Raw genomic sequence first — 19,647 nt, 5'->3', positions numbered from 1 at the left:
GTTGTAGGTTTTTCTCTGTTCACCTCAGTCCATATTGGTAGCTTTCTTTCTATCAATAGCAGGACGAAAAAAAGTTTGATCACCCATATACTATACATATAACCAAACGACAGAGGAGTAGATAAATATGAACATACTTATTATAAATGGAAGTCCTAGAGAAACAGGCCGAACAACACAAGTGACGAGAGAACTTTACAAAAGCTATCAAAGTTCTTTTCTAGATTTAAGCCAATTATCGCTTCCTATATTCACAGGTGAACCTCATCAGTATGAAACAGAAGAAGTACAAGAGCTAATTGAAAAAATAGAAAAAGCAGATGCTATTTTACTTGCAACGCCGGAATACCACGGAGCTATGAGCGGAGCATTAAAAAATGCGTTTGACTTTTTAAACAGCGCGTATTTTGCACATAAACCCGTGGCACTTTTAGCGGTAGCAGGAGGAGGAAAAGGAGGCATTAATGCTTTAAACAACCTTAGAACCGTTGCTCGCGCTTTGTATGCGAATGTTCTATCTAAGCAGCTGGTATTAGACCCTGCAGACATCGTAGAAAAAGGGACTTTACGAAAAAATGCAGCTGACGGAATTCATGAATTAGTTAACGAACTGATTCTTTATACACAAGTATCTAAGCAAATTTTAGAAGCTAAGCAAAATGTGTGATGAAGGCGCTTTATAAAGACCGTCGCTTTCAAGCCGTAGTAGCTGCTAATGTTTTATCCTCTATCGGTTCCGGTATTACAATGCTTGCCATTCCTTTACTGTTGGTTGCGTCCCCAAATGGGAATAAACTATTTGGCACAATTATGCTGATTATGACGGTAATTAGCTTTGCAGCTACTCCGTATATTGGCATTCTTATTGATCAAATGTCACGGAAAAAGCTATTGCTAACGGTAGAACTTATCGGTTTTACCACGGTCATGCTATTTGTTATCGTTGGTTTTGTTACAGACTATTCAACAATTCACTACGTCATTTTGTACGGAACCGGAAACCTTTACTACACGTTTTTTTATCCAACGATTTTTGCGTTAAATCAAGAAATTTTTTCAAAAGATGCGTTTCAATCATTAAACAGTATCATGGAAATACAAGGTCAGCTATCTAGTATGCTTGCAGGCGCTCTGGCCAGTCTAGTCATTACTCGTTGGTCGCTTCAATGGATTTTAATAGTCGATGCAGCTACGTATATAGCTGCATTCCTTTTTCTATTGAGTATTCCCTATAAACAAAGCAGGGAACGAAGCGACAAAAAACACACTGCGATGATAGAGGGATTAGCATTCATAAAAGAAAATCGCTCGGTATCTATTTTTTTACTGCTTTCTTTTATGCCTTTCGTTGCTGTGATGATGACGAACTATTTGTTTCCTATTTATCTGACTCAAAAATTAAAAGCAAGTCCAGCAGCGTATGGGATTGAGAGTGCCGTATATGGTTTCGGAGCATTAACCGCAGGGATATTCGTCGTATCTATTATGAAAAGAACAGGTACTGAGCTAACCATTATGCTTAATATAAGCCTTTTTGCACTCGGAATATCGATCATCTTCTTTATGAAGCTTCTGCCCATTTACTTTTCTATTGTGTTTCTTCTTGCTTTTGCAAATGCAGGTACAAGAGTAGCTCGAAATACGTTTATGATGCAGAAAATACCGAATATTATCGTGGGAAGAGTGGACAGCTGTTTTCGCTTTATTACGTTAGGGATTCGTATTTTATTGATTTTCTTTTTTACGTACGTTACGGCTAATGATCATATAGGACTTGCTTTTTTAGGACTTAGCCTGCTTTTATTATCATCCGCCGGAGCAGGCTGGATACTTTACAAAAGAAAACAGCGAAAACAGTCTGCACTGCTTAAGAGTGTTTTATAATGTCTGTTGCATGTTATAATAGAAGAATTGACAAATAATGTTCAACGTTTATGACGTTGGACATTATTTGTTCTGAATAGAAATTAAACAGCAGCAGCATTGACTGTTATGCGATTGGAAGATTGTGAAGCGATGATAAATAAAACATTAAACAAAGAACAATTAAAAGATTCGTACTCAAGCAGAACGTACTATAGAGGACACACGTATTACAAGCAGGGGCGTGTGCTTGATTTGGAATACAATGAACAGACCACTACGTGGACAGCATCCGTTCGAGGTGCGGAAATGTATACGGTAATGGTTGAACAAAAAGGAAATTCTTTTTATTCATTCTGCGATTGTCCTGCTTATCACGAGTTTTCAGAATGCAAACACGAAGTAGCTGTTTTATTAACCATTTGCGATGAGCGCGCAAAGCCGCAGCCAATTAAAACAAAGCCTTTTCGCCAAAGCAAAGAATACGAAAATGTAAATCATTTTATCGACTTATTTTCAAGCTATCAGCAAACCATAAGCGATCACAGAAAATATGCAGATAAAGATCCGTTGAAAGTAGAATTTATTTGTAAGTCTTACTCAGAAGAATTTTTACGTTCAGAAGGAATGTACGTAGCGCTTGAAATGAAAGTAGGCTTCGACCGGACGTACGTAGTAAAAAACATTCAAGAATTTTTAACAGACGCTAAAGAATTCCAAACTCATGAATTTACCAAGCGCTTCGAATATGACCCTGCGGAACATTTTTTTATAGAAGAAGATAAGAAAATCATTGAGCTGCTGATGGATATTATGACAAATGAATCATTTTATAAAAATTCCTATTCCATGTATCGTTCGTCCGCAAATAACAGAGAATTAATCATTCCATCCATCGTAGCCAAAGAGTTATTTCAATTGCTTAAAGGTCGAAACTTTACTTTTATTCATGAAGGGCATTCGTATGAAAATATTATCTTTGCTGAAAGCTCAGCTCCTTTTTCGTTTCAATTAAACAAGCACCCGGCAGCTGGGTTTGAGCTAGACTTTACGGAACTTCATCAAGCTTCATTTTTCGATCGATACGGCTGGCTATTTTTAAAAGGGACGTTTTATGAGCTATCTCAAGATCAGCGGATGCTTCTTGAAGGGCTTCGAAAAACGGCTCCTTTGAAGCCAGTCGTACCTATAGCAGAAGAGCAGATGGGCAATTTTTTATCTCACGTTGTTCCGGGACTAAAAAAAGTAGGGAAAGTGGATATCGCAAAAGAAGTCTCCCATCAAATTATTGCACCTGAACTAAAAGCAAAAGTATTTATTGACCGTGAGGATGAACAGCTGTTTGTGACGCTTCGGTACAACTACGGAGAGATTTCGATTAATCCATTTTCACCCCGGTCTGAAAAATACGATAAAATCTTAATACGAGATTTAGAAAAAGAAGACCGCGTTATGGACTTAATTGAAACGGCTCCTTTAAATATTTATAAAAATCAGCTGTACTTAAATCAAGACGAATCATCTTTATATGAATTTTTGTTTCATATTGTTCCAAAGCTTGATGAAATAGCGGATGTGTATATTACGGATGAGATGAAAGATTATGCTTATACGGATTTTTCTGCGCCAGTAACAACGGTTGACATTCAAAATAGCAATGGACTATTAGAAATTAATTTTGATTTAGGAGACATTAATCATCAGACTGTTCAAGATGTTTTAAAATCTGTTTTAGAAAAGAAAAGCTATCATCGTCTAGATAACGGTGCGTTTATCCCTCTTGAAAATGAAGGCTTTGAACATATTCAAAATCTGTTTCGTGAGCTGAACGTAACGGAAAAAGATTTAAAGGATAACTCATTGCAAGTACCTTTGTACAGAGGAATGCAAGTGGAAGAAATTATGAGTGCGGGTGATAAATCAGCTGCTAAGTTTGGCTCAGCATTTAAAACATTACTTACACAGCTCAAATCTCCGGAGGAAATGGATTGGGAAGTACCGGAATCCTTGCAGGCATCCCTGCGTGATTATCAGCGCAATGGGTTTAAGTGGTTTAAATCTCTGTCTCACTACTCTTTAGGAGGCGTACTGGCTGATGATATGGGGCTTGGAAAAACGCTTCAAAGCATTGCCTATATTTTATCTGAAAAAGATCATGACGAGGATAGCAGTGCCTTTTTAATTGTTGTGCCGGCTTCCTTGATTTATAACTGGCGCAACGAATTAGAGAAATTTGCACCGAATTTAACGGTTCAAACCATTACAGGAACGCCGAGTGAGCGTGAGGAGAAGCTAAAACGAACAGCTGACGTATGGATCACATCTTATCCAACGCTGCGTCAAGATATTGATTTGTATCAGCACCTTCATTTTCATGCTTTAATTCTAGATGAGGCTCAGAGTATTAAAAATCATACAACAAAAACAGCAGTAGCTGTTAGGACTATTTCAGCTAAAAAACGTTTTGCGCTGAGCGGTACGCCTATTGAAAACTCACTTGACGAGCTTTGGTCAATTTTCCAGACCATTCTTCCGGGTTTATTTCCAGGGCTCCGCCAATTTAAAAACATGTCATCGGAGCAGGTCAGTCGAATTGTAAGACCATTTTTACTGCGACGAGTAAAAAAGGATGTATTAAAAGAACTGCCTGATAAAATTGAAACAACTCATTTATCTGAGCTCACTAAAGAACAAAAAGAGTTATATGTAGGCTATTTAGAACAGTTAAAATCATCTTTAGCCGGTGAAGATTTTAATAAAAACCGAATGAAGATCCTGGCGGGATTAACAAGACTGCGCCAGATTTGCTGTCATCCGTCTTTATTCGTTGAAAATTACGAAGGGTATTCAAGCAAATTAGAGCAGCTGCTTGAGATTACAAGAAATGCGGTTGCCAACGGAAAACGTTTGTTAATCTTTTCGCAGTTTACAAGCATGCTTCATATTATTCGAGAAGAGCTTCAAAAAGAAAACCTTTCTTACTTTTACTTAGACGGTCAGACGCCATCAAAAGAACGAGTGGAAATGGCGGATCGATTTAATAATGGAGAACAAGACATTTTCTTAATCTCGTTAAAAGCCGGAGGCACAGGCTTAAATTTAACGGGAGCCGATACAGTTATTTTATATGACTTATGGTGGAACCCAGCTATTGAAGAACAAGCGGCAGGCCGTGCACACCGCATTGGGCAAAAAAATGTTGTGCAGGTCATCAAGCTTATTTCTCAAGGAACCATCGAAGAAAAAATTTACGACTTGCAGCAAAAGAAAAAAGAACTCATCGAACAGGTTATTCAGCCGGGAGAAACAATGCTTTCTAGTTTGACAGAAGAAGAACTTCGAGAACTGCTTAGTATGTAGCAAAGGATGTGTGAGGAATGAAAAAATGGGCGTTTGTATCAGATTTTGATGGAACCATTTCAAAAAAAGATTTTTACTGGATTGTGATTGAAAAGTATTTTCCAGAAGGTGAAGAACTTTTCCACCGATGGAAAGCAGGAGAAATGAAAGATATTGATTTTTTATCTACTGTTTTTCAATCCATTCACCAAGAAGAACCAAAAATTTTAGAAGAAGTAGTGAATATTCCAATTGATGAATACGTGCCCGCTTTTATTAAAGCTGTTCAGAAAAACGGCGGAGATTTTTATATTTTAAGCGCTGGAACAACGTACTATATTAAACCGATTTTAGATAAATACGGTGTTGAAAAAGTTGAAGTTTATTCGAATGAAGGATATTTCCATCAAAACAACGTTCACTTGCGTCTAGACCCTGCTCACAGATGGCATTCAGAACGCTACGGCATTGATAAATCGGCTGTTATTAAAGAACTAAAAGAGACATACGAAACGATTTATTTTGCCGGTGACAGCGAGCCGGATTCACATCCGGCAAAATATGCAGATGTTACATTTGCGAAAGATGCTCTGCAAGATTTACTGCGCGAACAAAACGTTTCATTTGTTCCAGTTGAGACATTTGAAGATATTGAGCAATATTTGATGAAACATAATGTAATAAAAAAGGCATAAAAACAGCGGTATTATTTGATTACTTCAAATAATACCGCTGTTCCTATTCCGCCTCCGCTTCCTAAAGCAGCTATGACATATCGCACGTCACAGCGCTTGCTTTCATAAAAAAGACGCGTAGCTAAAATAGCTCCTGACGCTCCGTAAGGGTGTCCTAGGGTCAATGCTCCTCCGCGAACATTCACTTTCTCTTGTAATATCCCCAGTTCTTGCATACAAGCGACAACTTTAACGGCAAAGGCTTCATTGATTTCAAATAAGTCAATATCATCTACCGTAAGAGAATTTCGCTTCAAGATATTTTTAATCGCAGAAACGGGCGCAATAGCAGGGTAAAGAGGTGACACTCCTGAAATATCGGCGTCGATAAAACGTAAAACGGGCTCAAAGCCTAAGGCACGTGCTTTTGTCTCTTCCATCACAAGTGTAATACAGGCTCCGTCATTAATTCCACAGCTGTTTGCTGCAGTGACGGTGCCTTCTTTTTTCAAAAAGACGGGGCTGGCTTTTTGCAGCAGCTTTGTTAGGTTTCGTTTTTTCATAAATGCTTCATCGTGCATCACGTTTGGAAGAGGAAGCGTTTCTTCTTCAAACAATCTTTTTTCAAAAGACTCCCAGCTTCTTTCATGACTTAAAAGAGCATATCTGTCCTGCTGATCTTTAGATATGTTGTATTGCTGGGCTACGTTTTCTGCTGCAATTCCCATGTCGGGGTCACCAATTTTATCAGGAGAAAAACGTGCTCTTTTTTCAAAAGGAGAAGTACTTGTACTTTCAACGCCTCCAGCTAAATAACACGTTCCAGCGCCTGCTTTTATCAAATAGCTGGCCATTCGAATCGCTTCTAAACCAGCTCCGCACTGACGATCAATAGTCATTCCCGGGATAGAAAAAGGGAGGTCTGCTTCTAAAACGGCAAGCCTAGCTACGTTTCCTCCTGGACCTACAACATTTCCTAAAATAACGTCATCAATTTCATGTTCAATTCCAGCGCTAAGATGTTTCAATAAAGGAGCCGCTAGCTCTTGAACGTGAAAATTCTTAAGTGCGCCGTTTTCTTTTCCAATCACTGTACGCTTCGCTTTTACAACTGCCGCCTGGTAGATAGTCATCACTTCCTTACATAGAAGCCGTATTGGAACGACCAGTTACGGTTACTACTTTTCGGACTTTTGTAATTAAATAAGCCGCTATGATTGCTTTTATGCAGTCACCGGGAATATAAACTAAACTTAATTGAAGAGATTTCCAGAACGGTATGTGAAGTAGCATCGCTTGTACAGGAATGCCAAAAGCGTAAACTAGCAAAATTCCAAACAGGACATTTGTTATGAATACCTTTGTAAACGTAAGGTTTTTCAACTTGGATAGTGTCCATCCTATAAAGAAAGCTGCAAATATATAGCTGATTAAATAGCCAGCACTTGGACTAAAAAATACGCTCATACCACCGCGCCCTCCAGAAAGCAAAGGGACTCCTACAGCTACTAAACATAAAAAAATAAATTGGCTTAATGCGCCTAATCTAGCCCCAAGAATACCTCCTGCCAGCATAACTCCCATCGTTTGAAGAGTAATAGGAACGGGAGTAAATGATAGGAAAATAGGAGGAACAAGCCCTAGCGCTCCCATTACAGCCGTAAATAAAGCAACGTATGTCATATCTTTTGTTTTCATCGTAAACCTCCTTTATGTATGATAAAACATGACTATCTTATCTTATTAAACTTAAATTAGTCAACTTTATATTTTTATAAGTTTACATTTTTCTTTTCTCAAATTTACATTTACGGTACACTAAGAGTAAAATAAAAAGGGAGTTTACGCAGTAATGAAACGAATTGAAGAACTAATTTTTTATCAGTGCCAACAAACGCCTGACAAACTGGCACTTTCGGATTCTATTAATGAGCTGAGCTACAGTCAAATGTGGGATCGTGTATGCAAAGCCGAAAAACAGCTGAAAGAAAAAGGGATGGAAAAAGGAGAGCTTGTTGCTTTAAGTATGGCAAACAATGCAGCAGCTGTGGTGTCATTTTTAGCGATTTTAAAAGCCGGTGGAATTGTAATGCTTTTACACAATGAGTCAACAGAGGCTGAAGTGGATACCTATTTTTCTATTCAATCCCCGAATTGGCTATGGCAAACATCTTCTCTAACTAAAATAAGAGAAGAGAAAGCTATGCTGCCCTTACGGCAAGTAAATGAACTATCCGACCTATTTTTATTTGGATTTACCTCTGGGTCAACAGGGAGACCAAAAGGATTTGTAAAATCGCATTATTCTTGGTCTTCATCATTTCAAGAGTGGTCGGATATATTTTCTTTAGAGCAACATGACAAAGTGCTTGTTCCTTTACATATCTCTTATTCCGCCCAGCTTTACCCGGTTTTGCATGCGCTTTGCAGCGGCATGCACGCTCTCATGCTAGAAGCATTTACACCTTCGTCTGTTTTTAACAAAGAAGCTAGCTGTATGTCTATTACACCCGCATTAATTTCTCCGTTACTTCGTTATGCACAAAGCAGATCAAAAGAAAAACAACTTCTGCCAAAGACCGTAATTTCAGTAGGAAATAAATTATCTCCTTCCGTTCGGAAGAAATTTTCACAAGCGTTTCCTGTTGCCTCTCTTTATGAATATTACGGATCTTCTGAAATGGGATTTGTTACGGTACTTTCACCACATACCGCTAAAACGCTGCCTCATACAGTAGGTTATCCTGTTGACAGTGTAGACGTTTTAATCCTGAACGAACGTGGAAAAGAAGTAGAAAAAGGAAACAAAGGAACGTTATTTGTAAAAACAACTCAAGCATTCGAAGGGTTTGTTAAGGACAGCGAAGAAACGGACCGCTCATTTTTTAACGGATATGTTACGTCACACGATATTGCGGTTCAGCTTCAAGACGGAAGCATTACCATCGTAGGGAGAGATAAAAATGTGATTAAAAGCAGCGGAAGCTTAGTATATGCTGAAGAAATTGAAGAGCTGCTTTTACAAATACCGGGCGTTAGCGAAGCAGCCGTTTTTAGTGTAGTAGATGCTGAACGTTCAGAAGTCGTAGGTGCAGCAATTGTTTTAGAGAACATTTCTCTTTCTGAAGTAAGACAAGCGCTGACAAAACAAGTATCTGCTTATAAAATCCCGCGCGTATGGAGAATTTTAACGTCCTTTCCGCGAATGAAAAATGGTAAAATTGACAAAGCAACGATATACAGCTACTTTACAGAGAAAGAAGGGAAGACATATGATCTCATTTGAACCCATTACAGCTGACACGATGTATATTGTGTCAGAGATTATCAATTCAAACGAAGCTTATAACGTGTTAGAAAACGGCAAAAAAGAGCGAAGGGAAGAAGAGCTTTTTAAAGAATACATGAACGAAAAAACAGACAGTTATTTTATAAAAGCCGACGATACATACGTAGGGGTTATTGATTACATGAAGCAAAATCCTAACGATGATCATCCGTGGATTGGAGCTTTTATTATTCATAGCGCCTATCACAATTTCAGTTTCGGAACGCAGGCGTATCTAGCGTTTGAAGACAAGCTAAAAGAAGAGGGAATTTCCGTTCTACGTCTTGGGGTTCTGTCTCAAAATCCTAGAGCCAAGCTGTTTTGGGAACGCCTTGGTTTTACCCAGTACGCCACTAAGCCGCTGCATCATAATCAAGTTAACTGCTTGGAAAAAGAGCTGTAAGAAAATCCGTGGGTTATACTATACCCACGGGTTTTTTACTGTACTGGAATGCAAATGGAAGAGGTCCGTATTTTCACGTGATAGATAGATTAAATCCTTATAAAAAAGGTAGATATGATTAAAGAAGCACCCATTACCCAGAAAATCGTTCAGGATACAAAAAGCGAGGGAAGAACAATAGATAACTATTTAAGAAAAGAAAAAATAGCTGAATTAAAGAGAAAAAACTACTTAAAAAGAGCTGAAGAAGATTTCAAAAAATGCATTCCAGATATTTCATCGTTTGAGATAAATAACGAAAAAGTTTACTTGGACAAACTAGAGTTTATTTATTCGTCAAAGCTTAAACTTAAGGCATTCTTCAAACATGATGAACAAAGAATAAAAGTTGAATTAGAAGAATTTCAAAACAAAATAAAGGGTTATCTTAATCAAAAAGTTGTAATTTACAATGGTAGAAAACATGAACAATTGCCTAATTTAATAATTGAATTAAAAGATTTTTATGAAAACTTAGAAAGTGTATTATATTATACAGAAGCTAATAATTCTGAAGCTTATTTCTGGTTCATACTCATAAATGTTGATGAGAAATTTGGCATTTTCATCAGTGAAGATGAGTATGGAATGGACTCAATTTTCTATTGGGGAATTGAATAAGGAAGATTAAATTACAATGTTTAATAAAAACTGCACCTTCGATTATTTTAAATCTAGGTCCAGTTTTTTTGCACTTATTGGTTTCCACATGATTAAGGGTGTAAAACACCGTATGTAAATAAAGCTCTTTCAATATAAAGAAATAATGAGAGAAGATCCTATTAATTAAATAAGGTGTGTTTTTTTAGATATGACTATAAGCAATTATTTTTCATCTCAAGCTGGCCACATTTCTTTTTCAAAACTTATATTAAAAGTTTGATGTGGAACCCTACTATTTTTAAGCTATTTGTTCTAACACACTATCAAGATTCGATTTGAATCCATCATTTTTTTCTAACAAGAACGTTCGCAAAGTTTTATGTGTTTTAGAGAACGTTCGTATATTATTTCAAAACTTAAACGAACGGTGAAAATGATACATTTTCTATATAAATCAAAAGTTCAAAAAAGTATACTTTTACGGACGACATATTCTCTATCATTTAAATGTAAAGACTTTTTCTACGCTCAAATTATTATCTCTATACAAAGAAAATTGGTACTTTCCCGCAGATAGTTTCCCTGGACTAATTTTAAATTCATAACCCGAAGTACCCTCATCATTAGGAATAGTTTTTTTTATTAAAACATTGCTCTTATCCTCGATATTAGCTAAGTTTAGTACAAACCTTTTATTTTGTTTTTCCTTTCCCGAATTGGCTTTGAAATGTGCAGATACAATTATTTCCTTGTTTCGATCCACCTTATTTCGTGGATTAATAATTTGTTGAGATTCATCATTTGTTTTATATCCTATTTCTATATTATCTCTTTTGATTTCTCCATCTTCTTTGAGTACAAAAAAGAAAAGAGCAATAGAAATCAATAGAACAAATAAAATCAAAAAACTTTTACCTTTCGACATATAAATTACCTACTTTGTTATATTATAGTAGATTTATACCATAATAACTTTTTATTCACAACAGTACATACAAAGGAGCTTTTTCAAGATATTAGAGCACATAAGTCCGGAAATTTATATTTTTACGGACTTTTTATGATAGATAATTTTAAACAATAATTATGTATCATATCTTCGATAAATTAATATGACAAAAACAACAGCATTTTCTATTATGCTAATGGGGTAGTTTAGTACAATGAGAATATTACTAAATAATGAGCGAAAGAATGGAGTTAGAGGCTTATGGAGTTAAAGGAATACCTTAATATCAATTTTCCAAGTCTTATTTTGAAGCCAAGCCTTTATTATCAATGGAATACAGGTATTCACTTTGAATTAGGAAATGAAATTTATCAATTCACAAGTGAAAAGGACCAGATAAACCTTAATCGATTTGAACAAGTATACAGTCAAGCATTATCTATTTTTAACGATTTATTTTCTTTACATGACGAAATAATTCTTGTTACAAATGTTTATCAGTACAAAACCTCTAAAAACAGAGGACAGCGAATAAAGGTCTATAATCGCTATATAAAGGATAAAGACTTAAAATTTAGTTTAAAACATAAAACTTTACCTTATGTATTTGGTGAGGAGGAAGATGCTGATGAGTATAGCACCTCCCAATTTTATTTACGCTGTCGTAAACAAGATATTAGATACACCTTATTAATTAAAGCTGCTTGTAATGAGGATTTTCCCTTGAAGCCTAAATTAGGTAAAATAGCAGGTTCGTACTATCCAGATTTATTTTTCGTGAATGTAACTAAAAATCTTATCTTTTTTATCTACGACGATAGAGGCTGTGAAGTCATTGCCAGGGACAAAGAGTCTATACGCTCAACTTATGAAAAGTACTATCACTTAGTCGATGAAAATTGTCGAACAGAGATTAATCAACTTTTTAAATAAAGGATTCTTGAGCTAAATGCGATTAATTAGAGGAAAAATATTCATAAAGCATAATTATTTTAGGTAGATAAATTAATTAGAAAGTGAGGGAAGTACATGGGACTTGATATGGAGATGTACGGCAAAGAAGATCAGTATCTTGATTTTAAAGAAATTGAGGAGTCACTACATGATGCTCTGTTTTACACAAATAATAACTGGAGAAGTTATTTGTATTTAAGAAAAATTAGAGATTATTATTTGACTAACGTAGAATTTGATCGAGACGAAATTGATAAATTTATAAAGGATTTAGAGAACATAAAAATATTTATCCCTAAAGATTATCATTCAGCATTAAGTGAATTAATAAAAATATTGAGTAATCACGAAATCCAAAAAATATCTATAGCAGGAGACTAAAAAGGCATATTGGAGGTAATTTATGAAAAATTGGGAGCTGAAAGATACTGATCAGTTGGAAAAAGAATCTGATTGGAATTCAGCAAGGGATAAGTTATATCATAATTGGAAAGAAAACCCCCATGACTTGAAGGTTTTTCTGAAACTTAGCTTTTTATGTTGGTATTTAGTTGTAGAATGGGACGTAGAAAACACGAGTAAAGTACAAGAAAGTGATCATGATGACTACAAAGAATTGCTGCAGGAACTTTATCAATATGGAATCATCCATTTTAAAGAAGATGCATTTTTTAATGCTGTTTTTGGTTTTATGATTGAGTTGTTTCCAGAATACTTTGGAGAAGATTACGATAAAACAAAAGAGTTCGGTGAATCACTGATTAATAAATCCTTCAATTTGAACAAGGAAGATCCATTTATAGAACTTATTTACCTTTCCGGACGAACTCCATCCAGAAATCCGGCTTATAGTAACGCAGTAGAAAAGCATTCTACCACTGTTAAGAATATGCTTAAAGGGACGGGTGTTTTTCAAGAATATTTTAGCTACATGCTGCTACCTAATGGAAATCAACTTTAGCATCTAATCGAGGAGAAATCATGAAACCAAAAGACTTACTTAATTTTTATATTAAAACTGATCTCCTTCCTCTCTTAGAGCCTTTAGGCTTTAAATATGCCAAAAGCACACCTAAATTATCTAGAAAGACAGGGCATTTCAATTTAAGTTTATCTTTTTGTATTAGTCAGTATAGCTCCCAAGATGAATGCATTTTTTGGACTATGTGGGATGTATCGTCAAATGAATATGGGAAATGGTATGAGCAAACTTGGGATACACAGTTAGCTAATAATGTAGTTGTTGCCAGCATAGATTGGAATATTCCTAACTGGTTAGAAGGTAATGAAGAACACTTTACACTTTACAATAAAAAGTCAGATAAAAAAGAGTTTAGTAAATTTGTTCAAAATGTAATAAATATAGGTATTCCTCATTATGAACAGATTATAGATTGGAATACAGCAGCTGAGATGGCCTTGAATGAAGAAGATGTATTTTATGAAAGAGTATGTGATTTTTATTTAATGGCTAATGAGAAAAAGAAAGCGAAAGATGTTCTTACATATGGTCTCAAACGAGCCACCGAGGAAAATTATGAAGATTTAAAGCAAAGAATGGATAAGTATTTTAAATGAAATTGAGATTAGAGAAAAGGAACGCCCATCACAGAGTGTTCCTTTTTTTGTATCAATAACGCACATTATGTTAACTACGGATGTATATTAAATTCATGATTTTTTAACTCAATTCTGATATATAATCAGATAGAAACAAAATTATAATTTAGTTCATCTGAATAGAGGTTAGAAATTGAAAAAACGTTATATAGTATGTTTGGCTGCATTAAGCGCTCTTCTAGTTATAGGATTTGTTTAGTGGTTTCTTTTTGCTCCTAGTTATCTACAATTTGCTCCAAAGGGAGAATATATTTCTCAAAGTACATCTCCTAACGGTGATTACATAGTAAAGATTTATCGTTCAAGTGGTGGAGCGACTACACCTTTTGCTATTAGAGGAGAAGTGACTTATACAAAGAAGGTTTTTAATAAAAGGAAAAATATCTATTGGAATTATCCTCAAGAAACCGCCAAAGTTAAATGGGTAAATAACAAAACAGTTAATATTAGTGGCCATATATTAACTGTTAAAAAAGATACATTTAATGCTAATGATGTAGATGATTAAATTCTGTTCATACTACCGATAACTGTGATTACGGTAACTAGCTTTATGGGGTATACATAAGGTAATTGAAGAGTATTAAAGTATATGGGAAAATAATTGAGGAATTTTTGTTTTTTTAATACTGTGCAAAAGGATCTATTTAAATAGATAGTTTCAACCAAGGAGGAAACAAATGCGAGAGTGTCCCGAAGAATTAGACTTTATTTCATTATTTGAATGTATTCCACTTAAAAAGGACCAAAATGAGAGCTTTTTGTACGATGAGTCCACTTTTATCTTTACGAACGAAATAAACAGGTTCGAAGTGAAAATCTCACCATTCTATAACTCTTTCTCGCTTTCAGTAACGGATTTAGAAGATGATGAAATCTTTTACTACAGACTCGAATCAGTTACAAAGATTGAGATCATGAATGACAATAAAGAAAGCAAAGCAATTCGATTATTTATAGATCAAGGAATTGACCGTTTTATAATGATTATGGATTTAGTATTTAGACCCAAATTTAAAGTTTTGCTAAAAGAAGTTTTAGATTCCTAGAACGCATATCATAGTAATTGTAAATATATGCACTCATACATGAAATAATAAGGATAAAAACTTTAAAAGGAGAAACGACTTTGAAGATAGACAATCAGAGATTAGCAGAAAAAGCTTTACAGTATTTACTTGTGGGTAGTCAAATGGATGGAATAAAGTTCACGTGTGAGGTTTCTACCATTTGCCTGACCTTTACTCACTACGATCGAAAGGAAGATGATGCATTCGTTTTAACGATTGAAACAGAGTGGACGGTATATGATGACGTTCCACTTGTCTACCCATCCTCAGAGAAAGAAGTCCCCGCACATACCGAAGAACAGCATTTTAAGCATATTTGGGATATTAAGAGACAAAAAGTAGTCAATGTTCAAATAGGTCATCGGTCGCCCCATCTCATTATTTCATTTGAATCAGGCAGCATTTTGTTTGTAAACGGTCACGATTCGAATTATGAGTGCTGGCAACTAGGGGATCATTTTGCAGGTGGTAATTGTGATTGGCTTTTAGTAGCAACTCCAGGCGATGATATAGCAGTTTGGTCTCCTGAAAGCTTTGAATAAACTTATAGAATGCTGATTATGGTAACTTTAATAGTTTATTGTATGTGTGAGCGATTGAGATATTTTATTAAAAAGGGGACCTTTAAAGTGTTAAATATTAAGAACTTTCATTTGTTAAATAGTCTTTCACCAGAATTTTCGTTATTAGATATGAAATACATCACAGAAATAAGGTATTTTATAGAATATAGCAACAGGTTTTTATTTGATGAAGAAAACAAAACTAATTTACATATAATTTTTCTTTTACAACCTAAAGGGACTCATAACTTTTATGAAGTCAGTATGAATTTTTATGGAGTAGAAAATTTCGAACTATTTGCGAATGGCGGAGCTATACAACTATCTATACTACAAATAATAAATATTAGTGATAGAAGTTGGGAAAACATTAGGTTCCAAGTACGAGACGTAGAAAATGAAGATATCGACTTTTATTGTAACAGTATTGAAATTTTAAATGTTAAGGAATCACAGATTATTGATGGCTAATACTCTAATATATATTTAGATAGCCTTTCTACCCATAACGCACATTATAGTAACTATGTTTGGATATAGCATACATTTATAAAATGGAAATTAAAAAGAGCTACATTAGCTCTTTTTAATAAATTTTCATAGTGAATAAATAAATTTCTTTTATTTAATAACCTCATTTAGGTTATCTTCTGCGTTCTTCATAGATTTATATACAAATACATGTAAATATAATCCTATAACTGCAGTAGTATTTAAAATAATACTCATAATTGGTAACGTCCATTCAAAAAAAGTAGGTAGATGTCCGTTCACACTTATTGTAGAAGTACTAACTCCAATTATTAAAATGGAAATTAGCAAGGGCAAATTTTTAATCAAAGTAAATCCTCCTATACATCATCACTTTTTATTTTACCATAAAAAGAAATAAATGTATTTTTAATAAGTGTGCCTATAATGCTGCTTATGTTAATTGAATCTGTATATGGTATTCATCTCAAGCTTCTTTTTTTAGAATGAAATAGTAAAAAGAAGAAATTCCTAAACTGACCAATATAATAGGTAGAACAATCATTGTATGTTCACCTTCTTTTTCATAAAGCCTGTTTGGATAGGCGTTTCAGCTGTTACTGGAGAGTCAAAAAATTACTTTTTTTAATTTTTTATATTCAAAGAAAAGTAAAGCAATACTCATACAGGTTAACAAGATGGTAACAGAACGAGCTGGTATCTCAAAACAAAGGTCAAGAATAGTAATGTTTACTGTGATAGGTAAGTAAATAATGTTTCCTAAAGTTGCTGTCTTTGGAATTACTAATAATAAGGCTGCTGTTATTTCTCCAAAAGCAATAAAAAGATTATATGTATCCGAATACCCAAAGAAGTGCCAAGCCAGTTGCATCGCTGAGTCCTTTGTCGAGTCATATATAAAGTCGCCTGTAGAAAACTGGCCTGGATAGATTTTGGCAATACCGTAAATCAAGAAAGTTAATGCTAAAGACCATCTAAATGTAGTGATAATTGTCATTCTAAGCTTTTTTCGAAATGTGCTTCTATTCATTGATTTTCCCACTTTCTATTTTCGTTTTAATAAACCTATTTTGTATTTCTTTGCTAGGGACGAGACAACTTTCTTTTTTCCCAAAGAATCGATATCGATTCTTTGCAATAAAACGGTACACTCTATCTCGAATTTTTTCAGGTATTACCCAAAAGAGAATGAAAAACCTTATAGGTCCGGTAAGCTTGTTTATAATATGTAAAATTGCTGTAGATTCCGTATATATCTGCCCTTTGTCAATTAAAATAATGGAATTCAATTGTGTATTATTCGGATTGTGATTTCTTATCAATAAATGTGCTAAATCTGATTGAAGAGATAAAAATTTAAATATGCCTTTAGGATCTCTTTTTATCACAAATTGGACCCAATGATTACATATGTTACATATACCATCAAACAGAATAATAGGTTGATTGTCTTTTTTTACCTTCAATATATTTCATCCCTTTAATTAATTGTAAATATTTTCTACAAATAATTATAATACGAGATTTAATAAAGCTCACCTAACAATAATGTAAGACGGGCTTACAATTTTGTTAGATGAGCTTCATTTTTTTATTAAAAGTGCCTAAAAACGACAGTGTGGTAACTAGCACTTTGCAATATATTCAACTTATAAAATGGATTTTATGATAAAATTAACATAGTTTTGTAATATATTACATATTTACAAAAGGAAATTCATTATAAGTATGAGGAGAAAATAATGAAGAAATTAAGATTGCTATTTGTATGTACAGTGGTAACAGGTTTGTTAATTTTCGGTGCTGTAAACATCTTCAATTTTATAGACAGTAAATCTAAGACTATGGAGACTAAAGCAACACAGGGGAATGAAAAGGTGGATACAGCAAACCGTGAAGATGATAATGTAAAGAAAGCTATCCGTACAGTTAATAACTCTCTGTCAAATATGATGAATAGTTATAAAGAAGAGCAAGTAAAACGTTTTGTAGAGGCTAATTGTTCACAGTTAATCAAAGACCAAAAGTTAATTGCAGATCAAACCTATAATATTCATAATGAAAAAATACGCAAAGATATACAAAATGTAGTAGGTCTGTATAGTATTTTTATCTATGAAGCTCCAGATGGTGAAAAACTATCTGATGCTCAGGGTATTCTACAGGATATAGAGGATATTATGAACGGCCATACACAACAGAAAGGGAAAAGTGGTTATTCACATTTTGCTGAAGGTAAGAACTCAAAAGATGTCGGCTATGCTGCTAACGCCTTTTATGGAGAATCTGAAAGTAATTAAAGATTCATATTTACTTTAAACAAGTAGACTCATTCGTTAATCGATTGAGTCCTTTTCGCTAATTATAATGAAGGTTATGCTAACTCTATTATAATTAAAAATAAATTAATACTCATTAGAAATGCGGTGAAATAAATAGTGGATGAAAAAACTATAGGGAAAATTACTCGTAATTTTGCAATAGCTGGTTGGATCTTTGTTTTTCTTTTTATTATCGGATACATATTTCCATTTTTCTTTATTTTAGGTTTTTTAGGCTGGGGAATAGGAGGTATTTGATTTTTCTTTAATTTCTTGTGCTTAATTTGATTAGTTATTTGTGTTTGCAAAAATTTAAAAGATAAATTTTACATCAGACATTTGATTTTAACTGTCTCATTTGTAATTGTCTATCCTATATTTTTTTATATTGTTCTTAAAAATGCTCACAGTATTTTAAATTAGATGTTAAGTTTTTATAAAATATTTGTTCCTTAGATTCCGGTATTTTACGTTAATGGAGTGAGAAAATGACAACTGCAAAATTGTTTACAGCTATTTATATACCATATACACCTTTTCAAGATGAAGTACTAAAACCAAAGAATGCTAGAAAATATAAATTTAAGTTGGAAGAAAGTGAACGTCTAACAACTACCCTTTACCGTTTTGTTTATAGCAAAAATGAAAAACAAATAAATTGTTTTTACATAGTCGATGATTGGGAAGATCCTTATCGTTATCTCTTTATAGAAAACAACGAATTATATGATGAATTTACATCTCAATTTGGAGTAGCAGGCGTTCAAGGCGGTTATTGGGAATTCGGAATGGATACATATTTAGATACCGATTCTCCTGAAATCATATTTAAAAAATTAAATAAGGCTATAAATCATGGTTATGATGAAGACACGCCTATGCCAATATGTCATATATACGGTCAAGATATGTGGCACGGAGATGCTTTTATCGTAGCTAATCGTACAGCACTAGAAGAAATGCGTAATGCTATTGATATTGCTTTAAAATATGGAGAAATAAGAACAACTTTATCACCTTCTGATAATGAGGGATATGACTTATTTATTTCTTGTGTAGAGGATAAATTTGATTGGGACTTGGTAGGAATGCCTTATCATGACCACGAATTTTTTGAAAAACCTAAAGTTCCTGTTAAAGCTTTTAGAAAATACAAAATTAAGAAGTAATCAGATATTTTTTCACTTCTATTTTTAAATTTACTGAAAGCATGCTATAAAAGCTAAAAATAAAAAGCTATCTCATGAAATAAGATAGCTTTTTCAGTAAGTGGTGATTAACTTACTAATCGACTTGTAAATTATTTTCGCTCTTCGGCATATGAATAAAAGCACTTTTTATACATTATTTTGGCAAATGTCCTTGGATAGAACGTTGATAAATCAATGATGTATAAAAAGCTGCATAACTCATAAATGAGACCTCTTTC

23 protein-coding genes and 1 pseudogene are annotated in these 19,647 nt (G+C 34.1%); 18 read left to right on the top strand and 6 right to left on the bottom strand.

Translation table 11 applies throughout. From position 1 onward, the window contains the following. The first annotated feature begins 127 nt into the window (after positions 1-127). The 4 genes from N178_RS20445 to N178_RS20430 all read left to right on the top strand — a co-directional run bounded on the left by N178_RS20445 (position 128) and on the right by N178_RS20430 (position 5,897). The gene (locus N178_RS20445) at positions 128-667 is read left to right on the top strand and encodes an NADPH-dependent FMN reductase (RefSeq protein WP_045294469.1); all 540 of its coding nucleotides are present in this window, start codon (positions 128-130) and stop codon (positions 665-667) included. Continuing rightward, positions 667-1,884, top strand: a complete 1,218-nt coding sequence (locus N178_RS20440) for an MFS transporter (RefSeq protein ID WP_045294467.1) — start codon at positions 667-669, stop codon at positions 1,882-1,884. The genes N178_RS20445 and N178_RS20440 overlap by 1 nt, the downstream gene beginning before the upstream one ends. A gap of 132 nt (positions 1,885-2,016) precedes the next feature. Further along, a complete protein-coding gene (locus tag N178_RS20435) occupies positions 2,017-5,223 on the top strand; it encodes a DEAD/DEAH box helicase (RefSeq protein ID WP_045294465.1) in 3,207 nt (1,068 codons plus the stop codon). 17 nt (positions 5,224-5,240) lie between these two features. After that, positions 5,241-5,897 (top strand): MtnX-like HAD-IB family phosphatase, encoded by a 657-nt coding sequence (locus tag N178_RS20430; protein WP_045294463.1) that lies wholly within the window; start codon positions 5,241-5,243, stop codon positions 5,895-5,897. 11 nt (positions 5,898-5,908) lie between these two features. On the opposite strand, the gene N178_RS20425 is transcribed toward N178_RS20430, so the two are convergent. Together N178_RS20425 and N178_RS20420 are read right to left on the bottom strand one after the other, a co-directional pair. After that, positions 5,909-7,003 carry an acetyl-CoA C-acyltransferase gene (locus N178_RS20425; protein WP_193377166.1) on the bottom strand — a complete coding sequence of 365 codons (1,095 nt, stop codon included), beginning with the start codon at positions 7,001-7,003 and terminating at the stop codon, positions 5,909-5,911. A gap of 13 nt (positions 7,004-7,016) precedes the next feature. Continuing rightward, on the bottom strand, positions 7,017-7,574 hold the full coding sequence (locus tag N178_RS20420; RefSeq protein ID WP_045294461.1) for a biotin transporter BioY: 558 nt from the start codon (positions 7,572-7,574) through the stop codon (positions 7,017-7,019). A 154-nt stretch (positions 7,575-7,728) separates the two neighbouring features. Between N178_RS20420 and N178_RS20415 the strand changes: the two genes are divergently transcribed. The 3 genes from N178_RS20415 (at position 7,729) to N178_RS20405 (ending at position 10,267) form a co-directional block, all read left to right on the top strand. Next, positions 7,729-9,162: a class I adenylate-forming enzyme family protein gene (locus N178_RS20415; protein ID WP_045294460.1), complete on the top strand. Its 1,434-nt coding sequence runs from the start codon at positions 7,729-7,731 to the stop codon at positions 9,160-9,162. Continuing rightward, on the top strand, positions 9,149-9,607 hold the full coding sequence (locus N178_RS20410) for a GNAT family N-acetyltransferase (protein ID WP_045294458.1): 459 nt from the start codon (positions 9,149-9,151) through the stop codon (positions 9,605-9,607). The genes N178_RS20415 and N178_RS20410 overlap by 14 nt, the downstream gene beginning before the upstream one ends. A 114-nt stretch (positions 9,608-9,721) precedes the next feature. Next, positions 9,722-10,267: a YxiF family protein gene (locus N178_RS20405; protein WP_045294456.1), complete on the top strand. Its 546-nt coding sequence runs from the start codon at positions 9,722-9,724 to the stop codon at positions 10,265-10,267. Between the two features lie 481 nt (positions 10,268-10,748). Here the strand turns inward: N178_RS20405 and N178_RS20400 are convergent, their stop codons facing one another. Further along, entirely contained in the window at positions 10,749-11,174 is a 426-nt protein-coding gene (locus N178_RS20400) for a hypothetical protein (protein WP_045294453.1), read from the bottom strand. Between the two features lie 285 nt (positions 11,175-11,459). On the opposite strand from N178_RS20400, the gene N178_RS20395 reads away from it, so the two are divergent. From N178_RS20395 to N178_RS20360, 8 genes and pseudogenes are all read left to right on the top strand, one after another. Next, positions 11,460-12,131 (top strand): DUF3885 domain-containing protein, encoded by a 672-nt coding sequence (locus N178_RS20395; RefSeq protein WP_045294451.1) that lies wholly within the window; start codon positions 11,460-11,462, stop codon positions 12,129-12,131. Positions 12,132-12,227: 96 nt separating this feature from the next. After that, the gene (locus N178_RS20390; protein ID WP_045294449.1) at positions 12,228-12,533 is read left to right on the top strand and encodes a hypothetical protein; all 306 of its coding nucleotides are present in this window, start codon (positions 12,228-12,230) and stop codon (positions 12,531-12,533) included. A 22-nt stretch (positions 12,534-12,555) separates the two neighbouring features. Beyond that, positions 12,556-13,113, top strand: a complete 558-nt coding sequence (locus N178_RS20385; protein ID WP_045294447.1) for a hypothetical protein — start codon at positions 12,556-12,558, stop codon at positions 13,111-13,113. Positions 13,114-13,133: 20 nt separating this feature from the next. Continuing rightward, positions 13,134-13,730 carry a hypothetical protein gene (locus tag N178_RS20380; RefSeq protein ID WP_045294445.1) on the top strand — a complete coding sequence of 199 codons (597 nt, stop codon included), beginning with the start codon at positions 13,134-13,136 and terminating at the stop codon, positions 13,728-13,730. A 277-nt stretch (positions 13,731-14,007) separates the two neighbouring features. Next, a pseudogene (locus N178_RS28060) lies at positions 14,008-14,280 on the top strand (DUF5412 family protein); the annotation flags it as partial. 172 nt (positions 14,281-14,452) lie between these two features. Continuing rightward, positions 14,453-14,821 carry a hypothetical protein gene (locus N178_RS20370; protein WP_045294444.1) on the top strand — a complete coding sequence of 123 codons (369 nt, stop codon included), beginning with the start codon at positions 14,453-14,455 and terminating at the stop codon, positions 14,819-14,821. Between the two features lie 80 nt (positions 14,822-14,901). Beyond that, positions 14,902-15,384 carry a hypothetical protein gene (locus tag N178_RS20365; protein WP_045294443.1) on the top strand — a complete coding sequence of 161 codons (483 nt, stop codon included), beginning with the start codon at positions 14,902-14,904 and terminating at the stop codon, positions 15,382-15,384. A gap of 87 nt (positions 15,385-15,471) precedes the next feature. Further along, complete coding sequence (locus N178_RS20360; protein WP_045294442.1) at positions 15,472-15,876, top strand: hypothetical protein; 405 nt, start codon at positions 15,472-15,474, stop codon at positions 15,874-15,876. Between the two features lie 150 nt (positions 15,877-16,026). Here N178_RS20360 and N178_RS20355 read toward each other — a convergent pair whose 3' ends face one another. The 3 genes from N178_RS20355 to N178_RS20345 form a co-directional block, all read right to left on the bottom strand. Next, positions 16,027-16,245, bottom strand: a complete 219-nt coding sequence (locus N178_RS20355; RefSeq protein ID WP_045294441.1) for a hypothetical protein — start codon at positions 16,243-16,245, stop codon at positions 16,027-16,029. Positions 16,246-16,504: 259 nt separating this feature from the next. After that, positions 16,505-16,927 carry a hypothetical protein gene (locus N178_RS20350; protein ID WP_045294439.1) on the bottom strand — a complete coding sequence of 141 codons (423 nt, stop codon included), beginning with the start codon at positions 16,925-16,927 and terminating at the stop codon, positions 16,505-16,507. Further along, entirely contained in the window at positions 16,920-17,363 is a 444-nt protein-coding gene (locus N178_RS20345; RefSeq protein ID WP_045294437.1) for a thiol-disulfide oxidoreductase DCC family protein, read from the bottom strand. The genes N178_RS20350 and N178_RS20345 overlap by 8 nt, the downstream gene beginning before the upstream one ends. 276 nt (positions 17,364-17,639) lie before the next feature. On the opposite strand from N178_RS20345, the gene N178_RS20340 reads away from it, so the two are divergent. From N178_RS20340 to N178_RS25540, 3 genes are all read left to right on the top strand, one after another. Then, positions 17,640-18,197 (top strand): hypothetical protein, encoded by a 558-nt coding sequence (locus N178_RS20340; RefSeq protein WP_045294436.1) that lies wholly within the window; start codon positions 17,640-17,642, stop codon positions 18,195-18,197. A 138-nt stretch (positions 18,198-18,335) separates the two neighbouring features. After that, a complete protein-coding gene (locus tag N178_RS26790) occupies positions 18,336-18,476 on the top strand; it encodes a hypothetical protein (protein WP_160297364.1) in 141 nt (46 codons plus the stop codon). 230 nt (positions 18,477-18,706) lie between these two features. Further along, entirely contained in the window at positions 18,707-19,387 is a 681-nt protein-coding gene (locus tag N178_RS25540) for a hypothetical protein (RefSeq protein WP_052942417.1), read from the top strand. The last annotated feature ends 260 nt before the right edge of the window (positions 19,388-19,647 follow it).

Origin of the sequence: Priestia aryabhattai B8W22 (genome assembly GCF_000956595.1) — a bacterium.
GTDB lineage: Bacteria > Bacillota > Bacilli > Bacillales > Bacillaceae_H > Priestia > Priestia aryabhattai.
The sequence above is the reverse complement of the archived record's forward strand: the minus strand, read 5'-3'. Positions and strand labels throughout refer to the sequence as shown.

Bases quoted from the DNA above. Each gene is read 5' to 3' on its own strand.
- N178_RS20445 (WP_045294469.1), top strand. From the start codon at position 128: ATGAACATACTTATTATAAATGGAAGTCCTAGAGAAACAGGCCGAACA.
- N178_RS20440 (WP_045294467.1), top strand. From the start codon at position 667: ATGAAGGCGCTTTATAAAGACCGTCGCTTTCAAGCCGTAGTAGCTGCT.
- N178_RS20435 (WP_045294465.1), top strand. From the start codon at position 2,017: ATGATAAATAAAACATTAAACAAAGAACAATTAAAAGATTCGTACTCA.
- N178_RS20430 (WP_045294463.1), top strand. From the start codon at position 5,241: ATGAAAAAATGGGCGTTTGTATCAGATTTTGATGGAACCATTTCAAAA.
- N178_RS20420 (WP_045294461.1), bottom strand. From the start codon at position 7,574: ATGAAAACAAAAGATATGACATACGTTGCTTTATTTACGGCTGTAATG.
- N178_RS20415 (WP_045294460.1), top strand. From the start codon at position 7,729: ATGAAACGAATTGAAGAACTAATTTTTTATCAGTGCCAACAAACGCCT.
- N178_RS20410 (WP_045294458.1), top strand. From the start codon at position 9,149: ATGATCTCATTTGAACCCATTACAGCTGACACGATGTATATTGTGTCA.
- N178_RS20405 (WP_045294456.1), top strand. From the start codon at position 9,722: ATGATTAAAGAAGCACCCATTACCCAGAAAATCGTTCAGGATACAAAA.
- N178_RS20400 (WP_045294453.1), bottom strand. From the start codon at position 11,174: ATGTCGAAAGGTAAAAGTTTTTTGATTTTATTTGTTCTATTGATTTCT.
- N178_RS20395 (WP_045294451.1), top strand. From the start codon at position 11,460: ATGGAGTTAAAGGAATACCTTAATATCAATTTTCCAAGTCTTATTTTG.
- N178_RS20390 (WP_045294449.1), top strand. From the start codon at position 12,228: ATGGGACTTGATATGGAGATGTACGGCAAAGAAGATCAGTATCTTGAT.
- N178_RS20385 (WP_045294447.1), top strand. From the start codon at position 12,556: ATGAAAAATTGGGAGCTGAAAGATACTGATCAGTTGGAAAAAGAATCT.
- N178_RS20380 (WP_045294445.1), top strand. From the start codon at position 13,134: ATGAAACCAAAAGACTTACTTAATTTTTATATTAAAACTGATCTCCTT.
- N178_RS20370 (WP_045294444.1), top strand. From the start codon at position 14,453: ATGCGAGAGTGTCCCGAAGAATTAGACTTTATTTCATTATTTGAATGT.
- N178_RS20350 (WP_045294439.1), bottom strand. From the start codon at position 16,927: ATGAATAGAAGCACATTTCGAAAAAAGCTTAGAATGACAATTATCACT.
- N178_RS20340 (WP_045294436.1), top strand. From the start codon at position 17,640: ATGAAGAAATTAAGATTGCTATTTGTATGTACAGTGGTAACAGGTTTG.
- N178_RS25540 (WP_052942417.1), top strand. From the start codon at position 18,707: ATGACAACTGCAAAATTGTTTACAGCTATTTATATACCATATACACCT.